Genomic DNA, 14,209 nt, shown 5'->3' on the forward strand with positions numbered 1-14,209 from the left:
GGGTTCGGGTTTCCGGCCTCGGGTTTCCGGTTCCCGGTTCCGGGCTCTCGGTCGGGGCTGTCGGTTACGGGCTTTCAGGTTCGGCTGCCTTGAGTGGTCGTCAGGCCGTGACCGCCTCCTCCAGGAGGTCGACGGCGCGGGCGAGGGTGCGGGGCGTCACGGCCTCGCCCGGGGTACCGGTCCGGTCCCAGCCCGGACCGGCCGCGACGACCGCCGCCCGGCCCCGGGAGCCGCGCGGGCCCCACCTTCCGGCGCCCACCTGGCGCACCAGCCCGCGGTCCGCGGTCTGCCGGTCCTGGGACCAGATCATCACGGCGCCCGGCCCGAGCCGGTGGACGGCGTCGAGCAGCGCGCGTGGCGGGACGGCCGCGCCCAGCATCCGGAAGGGGAGGGCGCGTTCGGTCAGCGCCGCCGCAGTGGCCTCCAGCGGCAGGGTGTGCTGCTCGCCCGGCGCCGCCGCCAGCAGCACCGGCCGCACCGGCCGGACCCGGACGGCCTCCACCGCCGCACCGCGCAGCACGCTGGAGACGTGCCAGGACAGCAGGTGCTCGACCTCGACGAACCGCTCACCGTCGACCGCCCACTTGCGCCCCACGGCCTGGAGGGCGGGCATCATCACCTCGGTCCAGGCGTCGACCACGCCGAGCCGCTCGACGGCCCCGCGCAGGATCCCGGTGATCTCCGGCGCGTCCAACCGCACTGCGGCCCGGGCCAGTCCGCGGCATTCGGGGCTCACCGCCCCGACCCGCAGCGTCCGGCTGGCGCCGGGAGCACGGTCGGCCGGGGCGTCCTCCGGGCCGGTGCCGGTACCGGTGCCGGTGCCGTCGCCGACCGGGCCGGCGTTGTCGGCCGCGCGTCGGGCCAGTGCGGCGCGGGCGGCCTCGCCCGGTGGCACGCCCCTGGCCGTCAGCCGGCACATCGCCTCCAGGACGGCGATGTCCTGCGGGCTCCAGCGGCGGTGGTGCCCGGCGCGGCGGTCGGCGGGGCCGATGCCGTAGCGGCGCTCCCAGGAACGGACCGTCGTCGGTGACACCCCCAGGTGCTGGGCGACCCCTCCGGTGGGCAGGCCCGGCTCCTCACCGGCCCGGGATTCCTGGTGCGCGGTCCGCGGCGTCACCACTCCCCGAACCTCCCCACGGTGAGCGCCCCGCGATCGGGGCGCGGCCCGGGCCCCTCCGGTGGCGGGACGCCCGGGGCGAGCGGTCGGTCGGGAACCATGGTGTCCTCCCGCGGAGCGGACGGTCCGGGCGCCGGAGGCACCCGACGCCGTGCTTGAGGCCGGTCGGCGATTCTACGATCGCGGCCGCCCCGCCCGGTGTTGCCGCCGTCGCCGTCATCCTCGTGGCGCCGGGGTCGCTGACGGGGCCGGCGCCGGTGACAGGTTCGGTGACGGGGCCGGCGACGGGCCCGCGTTCGTGGACTCACCCGTCCACCGTGCAGCGATCCGGCCCGTCCGGCCCAGTCGCGTCGTTCGTGCAGCGTTTCCGCATCGAGTCGGACGGCGAGGGAGAACGGACGCGCGACAGGCGAACAGACGGACACACAGACGGTCGGGCGGACAGACGGACGACGCGGCGTGTCAGAGGCGGTCTGCTCGGAGCACGTCGATCTCGCAGCCCGGCGCGGACGGGTCGAAGCCGTGCTCGGCCAGCCAGCGGACCGCCAGCAGGCTCCGCAGCACCCACCACGCGCGGATCACGTCGACGTCGAGGCCGGGCCCGGCGCCGTACCCCGCCAGGACGTCTCGCAGGCGCTCCCGGTGCCCGAGCGTCAGGAGCGCCAGGTCGAACAGCGCGTCACCGCGGGCCGCCTCCGACCAGTCGATGATGCCGGTCACCTCCTCGCCGTCGACGAACACATGGCTGGGCTGGAGGTCGCCGTGGACGAACACCGGGGTCCACGGGCGGAGCGCGGCCTCCGCGATCCGTCGGTTGCGGGCGACCAGGCCGCCGGGCAGCACGTCGTTGGCCACCAGCCACGCGCATTCGACGTCGAGGGCCGCCGCGAGTTCGTCGGAGCTCCGGCCGGGCCAGGGCGGCAGCGGCGCGTCGTGCAGGGTCCGGATCGCCGCACCCGCCGCCGCCCACGCCGCCGGGGAGGCGGTCGACGGCCGGCCGAAGCAGCCGAGCGCCCGCCCCGGGAGGGCGGCGATCGCGAGCACGGGCGGTCGGTGCCAGAGCACCTCGGGGGTCGGGACGGGCACCAGAGCCATCGCCCGGACCTCGACCTCGGCGCGCACCCGGTCGGCGTCCACCTTGAGGAAGACGTCGCCGACGCGCAGGGTCGCCCGCTCGGAATGGGCGACGACGACCTCGACCTCGTCCACGGCGGCCTCGTCCATGGCGGTCAGTATCCCGGGGCCGGGGCCCGGGCCGCCAGGAGTTTTCCCCGGACCTCGGCAGCGCCGGGGTGCCGGACCTCAGTCGAGATCGACGGTGAGGACGTCGTCCTCCCGGGAGAGGTGCGCGATCGTGACGGCCCCGGTGGCGCCGTCGTAGACGGCGGTCCCCCCGGTGACCGCGAACACGTGGGACCACCGGCGGGGGGCGACGAGGACCTCGGTCAGGGCGGGCAGCGGCCGTTGGAAGGCGGCCGAGGCGGTGATCATGCCGTCGGCGAGGCCCAGGACCAACGACGCGAGGACGAGCGCCCCGTCCGGCCCCACGGTCACCGGGGTGCACTGCGCGCTCTCGGTGCCGACCGGGTTGCCGTCCGCGTCCCGCAGCTCGTAGTGGACGAAGTAGGACGTGCCGGGTACGAACACGTCCGGGATGTCGGCAGCCGTCCGCTTCCCCGTCAGGAGGAGCTGCCGCGCCGCCGGTCGGTGGCCCCCGGTCCCGGAGTCCCCGGTCCCGGAGCTTCCGGCCCCGGAGTCCGCCGCCCGGGCGGCTCCGCCCAGCCCGCCGGTGATCCCCGCACCGGCCGCCGCCAGTGAGGTGAGCCGAAGCGCATTCCTGCGGTCGATGGTCATACCGGACTCCCTGGTGCTCGCCGTTCGGTGGGCACGGGGTGTGCCACTCGTTGACGGATCACCGGGCGGAGCGGTCGCTCACCGCTCCGGGGCCCGCATTCGCCGGAACGGCCGATCCGGGACCGTCGTCAGTCGACGCGCAGGGTGAGCGCGGCGGTGTGCAGCTGCCCCGAGGTGCGGAACTGGAGGAAGACCCGCCAGTTGCCCGGTTCGGGGAACAGGGCCTGGAAGGTCAGCTCCGGCCCGCCGTGGTCGCCGTCCACCGTGCCCGCCGGATGGAGGTGGGCCATGGCGAGATCGCCCTCGTGGAAGGCGCTGAGGTGGGCGTAGGCGTCCAGGTACGGCTGGAGGTCGCCGACCGGGCGGCCGTCCCGGCTGACGACGGCGGTCAGCCGGTGCGCCCCGGCCGTCGGCCGCGCGGTCAGGGTGACGGTGTAGCCGTCGGCGGTGGCGGTGCCGCCCGGGGCGGGCAGCGGCACCGGGGTCGCCTCGCCGGGTACCGTCACGGTCCGGCTGAGGACCAGTTCGGCGGCGTGGGGGCCGGTGTTCGGGACGAAGTCGGCGTACAGCCGCCAGGTGCCCGGGGCGAGGGCGGCGAGAGCGGCGGTCCAGGTGCCGTCCTCGGCCAGGTCCGGGTGGAGGTGCTGGAAGCCGGTGAGGTCGTCGCGGATGGCGTAGAAGTGCAGCTTCTTGGTCTGGTGGACGGCGAAGTCGGTGACGGGGGAGCCGTCCGGACCGGCGACGGTGAACCGGAGGTCCGTCGCCCGCCCGGCCGTCGGCCCGGGGCCCGCGAGGTCGAGCCGGTAGCCGTTCCGCTCGGCGGCGAGGCCCGTGGCGGCGAGGTCCCGGGAGTCGCCCGGCACTCCTGCCGTCCCCGCCATCCCGGCCATCCCGGCCATGCCCGCCGTGCCCGGTGCCTCCGCCGTGGTGGCCCGGTCGGCGGCCGAGGGCGCCGGCGGGACGGTCAGCGCCATCCCGAGCACGAGCAGCACCGGCACGCAGGACGCGAGCAGCCAGCGGCGGGCGAGCGGATGCGCGAGCGGTCCGGCGAGGGCCGGCCGGTCGGTGGTCGGCCGGTCGGTGGTCGGCCGGTCGGCGCGCGGTCCGGCGAGGGTCGGTCGGGCGGGCGGAGCGGTCATCGGCGGTTCTCTCCCGGGGCGCGCGCGGTTCGGCGGGCGCCGGGTCCGGGACCAGGGGGACCGGACCCGGTACCCGACCAGGAGACCGCCGCCGGCCCGCGCGATAACCGAAATCTCCGCGCCCGTGCCGTCCGCTCCGGCCGACCTGGTCCCGCCCGGGCCGGGGGCGGCTCCAGGTCTTCCACCGCTGACCGGCCGCGCCCTACTCGCCCCAGGGGCAGGACGCGGCGGCGCGCTCCAGGGAGGTCACACCGTCGGCGCGGCGTTCGCGGAGCAGCTCGCCGCCGAGGGAGTAGCGGGGGGCGGCGGCTTCGGTCCGGGCGGCGCGTTCCACGATCGCGTCGACGAGGGTGCGGACCATGTCCAGGCGGGGGTGGGCGGAGTGGATCCGGGGCGCCCAGTCGGCGACGAGGTCCGCGTTGCGCCCGAAGTCCGCGCCGATGCCCTCGCGGGTGAGGTGGCAGAGCAGGCCGCGGCGCTCGGCGATGCCGGGCGAGGTGTGCAGGGCGATCGCCTCCCACACCCGGTCGACGTCCGCCTCGGGGACATGGTGGCGGCGCAGCAGTTCGGCCGCCAGGTCGGCGCCCTCCACCTCGAACCGGGCTTCCCCCTTGGCGAGTTCGCCCGCACCCAGGTCGTGCAGGACGGTGGCGGCGAAGAGCAGGCCGCGGTCGTAGGCGGCGTCGTCCAGGCAGCCCTGGTGGGCGGCGAGCAGTTCGGCGAACAGGAAGCTGCGCACGCTGTGGTTGACCAGCGAGGGGCTCTCGGAGGTCCGCGCGGCGGCGAGGACGGCTTCGGCCAGCGGGCCGGTCGGCAGGTCGAGTGAGAAGGAGTCCATGTCCGCAGGCTACGAAGCGGGGATCGGACCGCGACAGTGGCACGCGGGCCGCGCAGCGCTAGGATCGTGCCATGATCGAACCGCCGCCCGAACCCCACCGGATCGCGGTGCTGGCCCTGCCCGGCGTCCTCCTGCTCGATCTCGGCATTCCGGTGCAGACCTTCGGGCCGGACCCGCACTACCGCGTCACCGTCTGCACCGATCCGTCGGCCGGACCGGTCCTCGGCGACGGCGTCAGCATCGCCACCTCGGCCGGGCTGGAGGCGCTGCGGGACGCCGCCACCGTCGTCGTCCCGGGCTACGAGGACCCGGCGGCGCCGCTTCCCGGCACGGTGCTGGCGGCACTCCGCTCGGCACACGCGCGCGGGGCGCGGCTGGTGTCGATCTGCACGGGCGCGTTCGCCCTGGCGGCCGCGGGGCTGCTGGACGGCCGCCCCGCGACCACCCATTGGCGCGACGCCGCCGCGTTGCAGCGTCGGTACCCCCGGGTCGACGTCCGGCCGAACCTGCTCTTCGTCGACGACGGCGACATCCTCACCTCCGCCGGAGTGACCGCCGGGGTCGACCTCTGTCTGCACATCATCCGGCGGGACCACGGTGCCGCCGCCGCCAACGCCCGGGCCCGGGCGCTCGTCGCCCCGCCCCAACGCCCCGGCGGCCAGGCCCAGTTCGTCGAACGCCTGCGGCCCGACGCGCGCGGGGACGACCTCGCGGCGGTCCGCGCCTGGATGCTCGACAACCTCGCGCACCGGCAGAGCGTCGACGAACTCGCCCGGCGCGCGCACATGTCCCGCCGGACGTTCATCCGCCGCTTCCAGCAGGAGACCGACAGCTCCCCGATGGCCTGGCTGACCGCCGCCCGCCTCGACTGGGCCCGCGAACTCCTGGAGACGACCCCGACCCCGGTCGAACAGGTCGCCCGCCTCAGCGGCCTGGGCAGTCCCGCCGCCTTCCGCGCGGCCTTCCACCGCCACCTCGGCACCTCCCCGGCGGAGTACCGGGCCACCTTCCGGGCGTGAAGGTCGTCCCGTAACTGGTCCTCGACAGCACGGGAGTGGCCGGCCGGGTTCCCTTCGGGGAGACGCCGACCTCGGTCCACCCCTGCGACCGCACGACACGACAGCGGGCAACCCTCCTCCTGACCACCCGCGGACCCCCTGACCTGCGGAGATGAGCAGGGCCCCTGTTATTGTGCGCCAATGTCAACGATCAAACAGTTCCAAGTGACCTTCGACTGCGCGGATCCTGTGCGCCTCGCCGCCTTCTGGTGCGAGGTGCTGGGGTACGTCATGCCGGCGGTCCCGGAGGGCTTCGCCACGTGGGAGGAGTGCTACCGCTCGCTGCCGCCCGAGGATGCGGTCTACTTCGCGTGCACTGATCCCTCGGGTGTGGCCCCGCGCCTGCTCTTCCAGCGAGTTCCCGAAGGAAAGGTCGCCAAGAACCGGGTGCATCTCGATGTGCGGGCCGGCGTCGGGCTCGTGGGTGACGAGCGCCTGGCCACCCTCGAGGCCGAATGCGCACGGCTGACGGTGCTCGGCGCGAAGCACGTGCTGACGCAGCGCGCCGATGGCGTCAACGAGTCCTGCATCACGATGCAGGACATCGAGGGCAACGAGTTCTGCCTCGCCTGATCTCTCCTCCGAGACTGCGAGGTGGGGAGCTTTCGCTCGGGAACCTTTCAGGTCCCGCATGCGGCGGGAGCCATCCCGTGAGAGCGAGGTTGTACAGGCGGGCAACGCCGTGCATCGCGTGGCGTACACCGTCGCCTCCCGGGCGGCAGGCGCGCAGGATCTTCCAGGTCTTCAACCGGGCGAAGACGTGCTCGACGCGGGCGCGAACCCGTTTGTGGTCGTCGTGGTGGTCGGCCTGCCAGTCAGTCAGTTCGCCGTCTCCGGGACGGCGGTGCGGGATGACGAGGCCGGTTCCGGAGTAGCCGCCGTCGGCGATCGTGGTCGTTCGCCGACGGCGGCGGCCTTGGCCCCGGATTCCTCCCACGCCCTGCAGCTGACACCCGACGACCAGCCTGGACGGCCCCGTTTCCCAGGAGCGGCGCCGTCCGTCCGCGCTTTCGGCGGCGGGTCGGCGGGGGTGGGGCGGCTCAGCGGCGGGGTGGCAGGCGGTGGAGCCGCACCTCGGTGAGCTGTCCGTCGTCCAGCCGGGCGGTGAGGAAGGTGGCGAATGGCTGGCTGCGCCGGTCGGTCGGCGAGCCCGGGTTGAGCAGCCGCAGGCCGCCCGGCGCGAGGCTGTCCCAGGGGATGTGGCTGTGTCCGAAGACCAGCACATCGGTGTCGGGGAACCGGGCCTCGCAGCGCTGTTCCCGGTTCCGGGCGGGGCCGGTCTCGTGCACCACCGCGAAGCGGACGCCCTGGAGTCGCACCCGGGCGATCGCGGGCAGTTGCTCCCGCAGCGCCGCCCCGTCGTTGTTCCCGTGCACGGCGACCAGCCGTTCGGACCGGGACCGGAACAGGTCGAGGGTGGCGGTGTCGACCCAGTCGCCGGCGTGGAACACGACGTCGGCCTCGTCGAGCGCGTCGAGCAGCCGCACGGGCAGAGCCCGCGCCCGGGTCGGGAGGTGGGTGTCGGAGGTCAGCAGCAGTCGCATCACGGTGAGAACGACCGCCCGGCCCCGGGGGCTTCGGGCCGCTCCGGGAACCACCCGGTCGGCCTCCCGCGCCCGGCCGGGGCCCCTGGCCTCCCCGACCGCGTTCCCTTGCCCTCGGCGGCGATCGGGGTGATCCTTCGCCAATGGAGATGCCGCCGCGGGTGATCGAGCTGGACGACCTGACCCTTCGCCGTTTCGACCCCGAGGGGGACCGCGCGGAGCTGTTCGAGGTCATCGATGCGGCGCGGGGACACCTCCGGCCGTGGATGACGTGGGTCGACGAGCACAGCCAGGACCGGACCGCCGAATTCCTGGCGCGGCGCCAGGAGGCGTGGGAGGCGGGCCGGGACTTCACCTTCGCGGTGGTGCTCGGAGGGGCGATAGTCGGCGCCTGCCAGCTGTTCCGGCGGGAGGGCGGCGCGGGCGGGGTCATGGAGATCGGCTATTGGCTCCACCCGGCGGCCACCGGGCGCGGTGTGGCGACCCGGGCCGCGGGCGCCCTGGTCGCCGAGGCCTTCCGGTTCCCGGGCGTGCAGCACGTCGAGATATCCCACGACCCGGCCAATCACGCGAGCGGCGCCGTCGCGGCCCGGCTGGGCTTCACCGAGGACCGCCGCCGTCCGGTCGGGACCGGCGAGGAACTGGTCTGGCGGCTGGGCCGCCAGGAGGGCGTGGTCGAGGAGGGCGCGGTCAGGCCGGGTGTGGTCAGGCCGGGTGTGGTCAGGCCGGGTGTGGTCAGGCTGGCTGTCGTCAAGGCGGGTGTCGTCAAGGACAGGAAATCTTTCGGTTCTCACCCGCCGAAGTGACGTCGTCTCACCGGCGGGTGCTGAAGATCTTCCGGTGGGTGGGGTGTCAGACGGCGGAGCTGCTCGCCGGGTGTCGGCGGTCGGCCCCGGCCGCCTCCCCGTTGGCCCGGCACACGTCGCAGGTCTGCCAGTCCGGCCGGTCCAGGCCGGAGCGGTGCGGTGCGAGGGTCATCTCGGAGGTGTCCAGTCCGCACAGGGTGCGGGGGCCGCAGACGCCGGAGGCCTCCGCGGGGGCGGCGTGCGCGCGGCGCACCGGGCTCTCGGAACCGGCCGGGGGGTAGCCGGGTCCCACGGCCTGGGCATTGGTCGGTGTGTCAGATTCCAGTACGACAACGGTGTCCATCCCCCCACCGTTCCCGTCGGGCCGTCGGGCTGCACCCGCACGTGGCATCCGGACCAACCGGCCGGACGACGGCCGCCGGACCCCCGGGCGCCGGGCCGGGTGCCCTCGCCCCGGCACCGGTACTACGCTGGCTAGGCCGTCCAGTGGGGAGTGCCCGGGAACATGTTCGTGAAGATCTGCGGTCTGAGTACCGCTGTGGATGTGGCCGCTGCCGTCGCGGCCGGTGCCGACGCGCTGGGCTTCGTGCTGACCGAGAGCCCGCGCCGGGTGGAGCCCGGGCTGGTGCGGGAGTTGGTGGCGGCGGTGCCCGAGGAGGTGCTGACGGTGGCGGTGTTCCGGGAGGAGCCGGCCGAGTACGTGCGCGCGGCGGTGCGCGCGGCCGGGGTCCGGGCGGTGCAGTTGCACGGCAACCACCCGGCGGGTGCCTTCGCCGAGCTGTCGGACCTGGGACTGCCGCTGGTCCGGGCCACCTCGGCGGCGAAGGCGGCCGGGGCGGACTGCGGGGACTTCGGCGAGGACCTGCTGCTGCTCGACGCACCGGTGCCGGGCGCCGGGGACCCGTGGGACTGGGCCGAACTGGGCGCCCGCCCGCCGGCCGGGAAGTGGCTGCTGGCGGGCGGTCTCAGCCCGGCGAACGTCCGCGAGGCCATCGTGGCCGCGAACCCGTGGGGCGTGGACGTCTCCAGCGGGGTCGAGGTCCGGCGCGGGGTCAAGGACCCCGATCTGATCACCGAGTTCGTCCACGCCGCCAAGGCCCGCTGACCCTCGTCCGTCCGGTCCGGCCCGCCCGTCCGAGCGCGGGCCCGGCGGCGTGCGCGGGCGCCGGGCCGGAGCGGCGAAACCCGTCGCTCCGGCCCGTCAGCACCGTTACCCGGACTCCCTGGCCCTCTCGTCCTCCCCGGTCCCCTCGTCCTCCCCGGTCCCCTCGTCCTCCCCGGTCCCCTCGGACTTCTCGGTCGCCTCGGATTTATCGGACTTATCAAACTTCTCGGGTTCTTCGGACTCCTGCGGCGGCCGGGTCCGCTGGGTCGGCAGGCCGGTGCGTTCGTTCTGCAGGTCCCACAGCTCCCTGAACCGCCCGGCCCCGTCGGCGACCAGTTCGGCGAAGGTCCCCTCCTGGAGGACCCGGCCGTTCTCCAGGACCACGATCCGGTCGGCGACGGCCACGTTGGTGAGGCGGTGGGTGACCAGCACGACCGCGCGCTCCCGGGCGACGGCCCGCAGGTTCTGGAAGATCCGGTGCTCGGCGCGCGGGTCGAGCGCGGCGGTCGGCTCGTCCAGGACGAGCAGCCCGGCCTCGCGGTGGAAGGCCCGGGCGATGGCCAGGCGCTGCCACTGCCCGCCGGACAGCTCCTCGCCGCCCATCCACTCCACCGCCAGCAGGGTGGACAGGCCCCGGCGGAGCTTGGCGACCACGTCGGAGGCCCCGGACGCGTCGGCGGCGCGCAGCACCGCCGCGTCGCCCTCGGGCGTGGGCTGGCCCAGTGTGATGTTCTCGCGGCAGGTCATGGGCCAGCGCGCGTAGTCCTGCGGGACCACGGCGACCTGGCGCCACAGGGCGTGCGGGTCCAGCTCGCGGGTGTCGCGCCCGTCCCACCGCACCGCTCCGGCGTCGGGGAGGTAGAGGCCGGCCAGGAGCTTGGAGAGGGTGGTCTTGCCGGAGCCGTTCTCGCCGACCAGGGCGAGGATCTCTCCGCGCTCGACGTGCAGGCTCACCCCGTCCAACGCCTTGCGGTCGGCGGCGGGGTAGCCGTAGCTGAGGTCCTCCACGGCGATCCGCGCCGGTGCCCCGGGCGTTCCGGCGCCGCGCTCGGGCCGGTGGCCGCCGGCGGTGTCGAGGAAGTTCGACCAGTCGTCGAGGTACATGCCGGTGCGGAACAGATCGGCGCCGTAGCCGACGATGCCGCGCAGGCTGGTGCCGACGGCGGCCAGCGCGAACACGGCGGCGCCGCCGCGCGGCAGGCTCATCCGGCCGGTGCTGACCAGCCACAGCATCGCCGCCCAGACCAGGGCCGTCCCGAGCCCGGAGGCGGCGGCGCCGACCACCGACACCCGGGCACTGCGCCGCGCCGCCTGCCGTGAGTTGGCGTCCAGCCGCCGCCCGACGTGGTCGTACTTGCTGAGCAGGAACTCGCCCATGGTGTCGGAGCGGACCTGGTCGGCGTGGCGCTTGAGGTGGATGTACCAGCGCAGGTTGGCCATGATCCGGCGGTCACCGATCGTGGCCCGGTTGGCCAGGAACTGCACCCGGGCGGCGTGCACCGAGGCGATTCCCTGGGGCAGCGCCGCCAGCACCAGCAGGGGGAGCAGCGCGGGGTGGAGCACGGTCAGCACACCGGCCGCGCCGAGGAGGGAGGCGAGGGAGGCGAGCAGGTTCTGCGCCTCGCCGACGATGTCCACACAGACCTCGGCGCCCCGGTCGGCGGCCTCCAGCTCGTCGTTGTAGCCGGCGTGGTCGTAGGCGGTCAGCTCGGCCGCGACGGTGGCGCGCAGCACCGAGGCCTCCGCCTCCCGGGAGATGCGCGGTGAGAGGTGGATGGTGATGGACTGGACGGTGATGCCCAGCAGGGACCGGGCGCCGGCGGCTGCCGCGATCACGAGGATCGACGGTGCGGCATGGGTGAGTTTGGCGCCGACCTGGCCGGGGCCGAAGAGGGCCGAGATCGTCCCGGTGGTCGCGAACAGGCCGGCCGCGCCGAGGAGGGCGGACACCGTCTGGCAGGCGAGGAGCAGGGCGACGGAGGTCCGGTCGATGCGCCAGCCGAGGCGGAAGGCGCGGACGACGAGCGCCGGCAGCCGGCGGGCCATCGCGCTGACGCTGATCGCCTCGATCGCCTCGATGCGGCGCCCGTCGGCGAGCCACCGCAGTTCCTCGTCGGAGGTCCCGGCCGAGGTCGTCGTGGTGCTCAAGCGTTCGCCTCCTTCTGCGCTGCGCGGGCCGGCGGGGCCGTGGCGGCCGGCGGGGCGGGTGGGGCCGGTAGGGGTGCGGGGACGGGTGGGACGTGGAGCGGCGGGGCGGGGTGACAGGGCACAGGGTCTCCAGTCGCGGGGCGGTGCGCGGACGGGTGGAAGTACCGGGTCCGGCCATGGCGAGGAAGCACAACTCGACTGCCAGGAAGCCGAGTTGGCGGATCCGTCACGGGCGGGGTGAGGTCCGATGATGGTGCTGTTCGAACGCGTCGTTCAAGCGGATTTCCCTCCGGGCGAGCCCGGGTCGAACAGGGACTTTTCGAGCACGCCGCCGGTGGTCCGGGGCCGCCCGGGGCCGGGGGTGCACGGCGTGTCGGGCGGGCGGCCGGGAGCCGGGGCGGCCCTCGCCGGATTCACTCGTTCGGATGGTCGGGCGCCGGGACGGTTTGCCGCCCGCGCAGGGCAGCCTGACGGCCCGTCGGTCCTCGTGCCCGCGGTGGCCGCCCGATCCGGCCAACCCCGGCCCGTCCCGTCGGAGCCTCGGGTCGGGGGCGCGGCTCCGGTGGACGCCCGCCGCGCGGGGCGGGCGGGCTGCCTCCCTAATTGGTCCAGACCCTCGCAATTGGTCCAGACCTATTGACGTGTCCGGCCGCCCCTCCTACGATCCGGACCGGCACAGCCCCACATGTCCCCCCACCTCACCCAGAGCCGGGCGTCACGCCCCCACGCGTCGGTCATGTCCCTGGCGCTCGGCGGGAAGGGAGCACAGCATGTTCCGTCGAAGGTCGCGCACCCCGGATCCGCAGCCCCGGGCCACCCTGGAACGCGCAGCCCGGACGTACCGGACCGGCCGCGCCGGACCCGGACCGAGCGCGGTGAACCGCTCCCTCGCGCTGGTCAGCGCCGCCGCCGTGATCGGCGCCGGCCTCGTCGTGGCCGGCAATGTCACCGCCGGGGCGGCGGTCCCCAACCTGATGGCCAACCCCGGCTTCGAGAACGGACTCTCCGACTGGACGTGTTCCGGCGGTTCCGGCGTCGCCGTCGGCAGTCCGGCGCACTCCGGCTCCTCCGCGCTCAAGGCCACGCCGGCCGGCTCGGACAGCGGCCAGTGCACCCAGACCGTCAGCGTGCAGCCCAACTCTCAGTACACGCTGAGCGCCTACGTCCAGGGCAGCTACATCTACCTGGGCGCCACCGGTACCGGCCTGAGCGGCGCCCAGTCCACCTGGACGCCGAGCAGCGCCTCCTACAGCCAGCTCAGCGTCGGCTTCAGCACCGGACCGAGCACCACCTCGGTGACGGTCTTCCTGCACGGCTGGTACGGACAGCCCGCGTACTACGCGGACGACGTGGTGCTCAGCGGCCCCGGCGGCACCACCACCCCGCCGACCACTCCGCCGACCACTCCGCCCACGACGCCGCCGACGACGCCTCCCACCACCCCGCCCACCACGCCGCCGACGACACCTCCCACGACACCTCCCACGACGCCTCCCACGACGCCTCCCACCACCCCGCCGACCGGTGACACCTGCCCGACCAAGCCCCGCCCCGCGGGCAAGGTCCTCCAGGGCTACTGGGAGAACTGGGACGGCGCCTCCAACGGCGTGCACCCCGGCATGGGCTGGGTCCCGATCACGGACAGCCGGATCGCCGCGCACGGCTACAACGTCATCAACGCCGCCTTCCCGGTGATCCTCTCCGACGGCACCGTCCTGTGGCAGGACGGCATGGACGTCGGCGTCAAGGTGTCCACCCCCGCCGAGATGTGCCAGGCCAAGGCGGCCGGCGCGACGCTGCTGATGTCGATCGGCGGCGCCGCCGCGGGCATCGACCTCGGCTCCAGCACCGTCGCGGACAAGTTCGTCGCGACCGTCGTCCCGATCCTGAAGAAGTACAACTTCGACGGCATCGACATCGACATCGAGACCGGCCTCTCCGGCAGCGGCAGCATCGGCACGCTGTCCGCCTCCCAGTCCAACCTGATCCGCATCATCGACGGCGTCCTCGCCCAGATGCCCGCGGGATTCGGTCTGACGATGGCCCCCGAGACCGCCTACGTCACCGGCGGCAGCGTCACCTACGGCTCGATCTGGGGCGCCTACCTGCCGATCATCAAGAAGTACGTGGACAACGGCCGCCTGTGGTGGCTGAACATGCAGTACTACAACGGCAGCATGTACGGCTGCTCCGGTGACTCCTACCAGGCCGGCACCGTCCAGGGCTTCACCAAGCAGACCGAGTGCCTGAACAACGGCCTGACCATCCAGGGCACCACCATCAAGGTGCCGTACGACAAGCAGGTGCCCGGTCTGCCGGCCCAGCCCGGCGCCGGCGGCGGCTACATGGCGCCGAGCCTGGTCAGCCAGTCGTGGGGCGCCTTCGGCGGTGCGTTGAAGGGGCTCATGACCTGGTCGATCAACTGGGACGGCTCGAAGGGCTGGAGCTTCGGCGACAACGCGAAGTCCCTCCAGGGCCGTTGAGGTCCTCCTGAGGTCGCGCCGACGTCCAGCCGACACCCGCGACGGCAAGGGGCCCCGGGAGCACGTGATGCTCCCGGGGCCCCGCCGTCGTCCGAGGCATCCGGGGGTCCCGGGCGC

General features: G+C 74.5%; 13 protein-coding genes and 1 pseudogene. 5 read left to right on the top strand and 9 right to left on the bottom strand.

Going from position 1 to position 14,209, the window contains the following annotated elements:
* Positions 1–100: 100 nt before the first annotated feature.
* From SM793_RS21380 to SM793_RS21400, 5 genes are all read right to left on the bottom strand, one after another.
* Positions 101–1,117 (bottom strand): MerR family transcriptional regulator, encoded by a 1,017-nt coding sequence (locus SM793_RS21380; RefSeq protein ID WP_320439849.1) that lies wholly within the window; start codon positions 1,115–1,117, stop codon positions 101–103.
* 462 nt (positions 1,118–1,579) lie between these two features.
* Positions 1,580–2,326, bottom strand: a complete 747-nt coding sequence (locus SM793_RS21385; RefSeq protein ID WP_320439894.1) for a phosphotransferase family protein — start codon at positions 2,324–2,326, stop codon at positions 1,580–1,582.
* 93 nt (positions 2,327–2,419) lie between these two features.
* Positions 2,420–2,971, bottom strand: coding sequence for a hypothetical protein (locus tag SM793_RS21390; protein ID WP_320439850.1), 552 nt, complete (start codon positions 2,969–2,971; stop codon positions 2,420–2,422).
* A gap of 128 nt (positions 2,972–3,099) precedes the next feature.
* Positions 3,100–4,110, bottom strand: coding sequence for a hypothetical protein (locus SM793_RS21395; protein ID WP_320439851.1), 1,011 nt, complete (start codon positions 4,108–4,110; stop codon positions 3,100–3,102).
* Between the two features lie 202 nt (positions 4,111–4,312).
* Positions 4,313–4,948: an HD domain-containing protein gene (locus SM793_RS21400; RefSeq protein WP_320439852.1), complete on the bottom strand. Its 636-nt coding sequence runs from the start codon at positions 4,946–4,948 to the stop codon at positions 4,313–4,315.
* 71 nt (positions 4,949–5,019) lie between these two features.
* Between SM793_RS21400 and SM793_RS21405 the strand changes: the two genes are divergently transcribed.
* Positions 5,020–5,967 carry a GlxA family transcriptional regulator gene (locus SM793_RS21405; protein WP_320439853.1) on the top strand — a complete coding sequence of 316 codons (948 nt, stop codon included), beginning with the start codon at positions 5,020–5,022 and terminating at the stop codon, positions 5,965–5,967.
* 180 nt (positions 5,968–6,147) lie between these two features.
* On the top strand, positions 6,148–6,579 hold the full coding sequence (locus tag SM793_RS21410; protein WP_320439854.1) for a VOC family protein: 432 nt from the start codon (positions 6,148–6,150) through the stop codon (positions 6,577–6,579).
* 73 nt (positions 6,580–6,652) lie between these two features.
* Here the strand turns inward: SM793_RS21410 and SM793_RS21415 are convergent.
* Both SM793_RS21415 and SM793_RS21420 read right to left on the bottom strand, forming a co-directional pair.
* Positions 6,653–6,981, bottom strand: a pseudogene (locus SM793_RS21415) (transposase); the annotation flags it as partial.
* A 65-nt stretch (positions 6,982–7,046) separates the two neighbouring features.
* Complete coding sequence (locus SM793_RS21420; protein ID WP_320439855.1) at positions 7,047–7,550, bottom strand: metallophosphoesterase; 504 nt, start codon at positions 7,548–7,550, stop codon at positions 7,047–7,049.
* 143 nt (positions 7,551–7,693) lie between these two features.
* Here SM793_RS21420 and SM793_RS21425 point away from each other — a divergent pair, with 143 nt between their 5' ends.
* A complete protein-coding gene (locus SM793_RS21425) occupies positions 7,694–8,356 on the top strand; it encodes a GNAT family N-acetyltransferase (RefSeq protein WP_320439856.1) in 663 nt (220 codons plus the stop codon).
* A gap of 46 nt (positions 8,357–8,402) precedes the next feature.
* Here SM793_RS21425 and SM793_RS21430 read toward each other — a convergent pair whose 3' ends face one another.
* A complete protein-coding gene (locus SM793_RS21430; RefSeq protein WP_320439857.1) occupies positions 8,403–8,699 on the bottom strand; it encodes a hypothetical protein in 297 nt (98 codons plus the stop codon).
* A gap of 162 nt (positions 8,700–8,861) precedes the next feature.
* On the opposite strand from SM793_RS21430, the gene SM793_RS21435 reads away from it, so the two are divergent.
* Positions 8,862–9,461 (top strand): phosphoribosylanthranilate isomerase, encoded by a 600-nt coding sequence (locus tag SM793_RS21435; protein WP_320439858.1) that lies wholly within the window; start codon positions 8,862–8,864, stop codon positions 9,459–9,461.
* A 105-nt stretch (positions 9,462–9,566) separates the two neighbouring features.
* Here the strand turns inward: SM793_RS21435 and SM793_RS21440 are convergent, their stop codons facing one another.
* Positions 9,567–11,609 (bottom strand): ABC transporter ATP-binding protein, encoded by a 2,043-nt coding sequence (locus SM793_RS21440; protein WP_320439859.1) that lies wholly within the window; start codon positions 11,607–11,609, stop codon positions 9,567–9,569.
* Positions 11,610–12,379: 770 nt separating this feature from the next.
* Here SM793_RS21440 and SM793_RS21445 point away from each other — a divergent pair.
* Entirely contained in the window at positions 12,380–14,092 is a 1,713-nt protein-coding gene (locus SM793_RS21445; RefSeq protein ID WP_320439860.1) for a carbohydrate binding domain-containing protein, read from the top strand.
* Positions 14,093–14,209 lie beyond the last annotated feature (117 nt).

The organism is Kitasatospora purpeofusca, from assembly GCF_034043715.1.
In the GTDB taxonomy this organism is placed as follows: Bacteria; Actinomycetota; Actinomycetes; order Streptomycetales; family Streptomycetaceae; genus Kitasatospora; species Kitasatospora purpeofusca_A.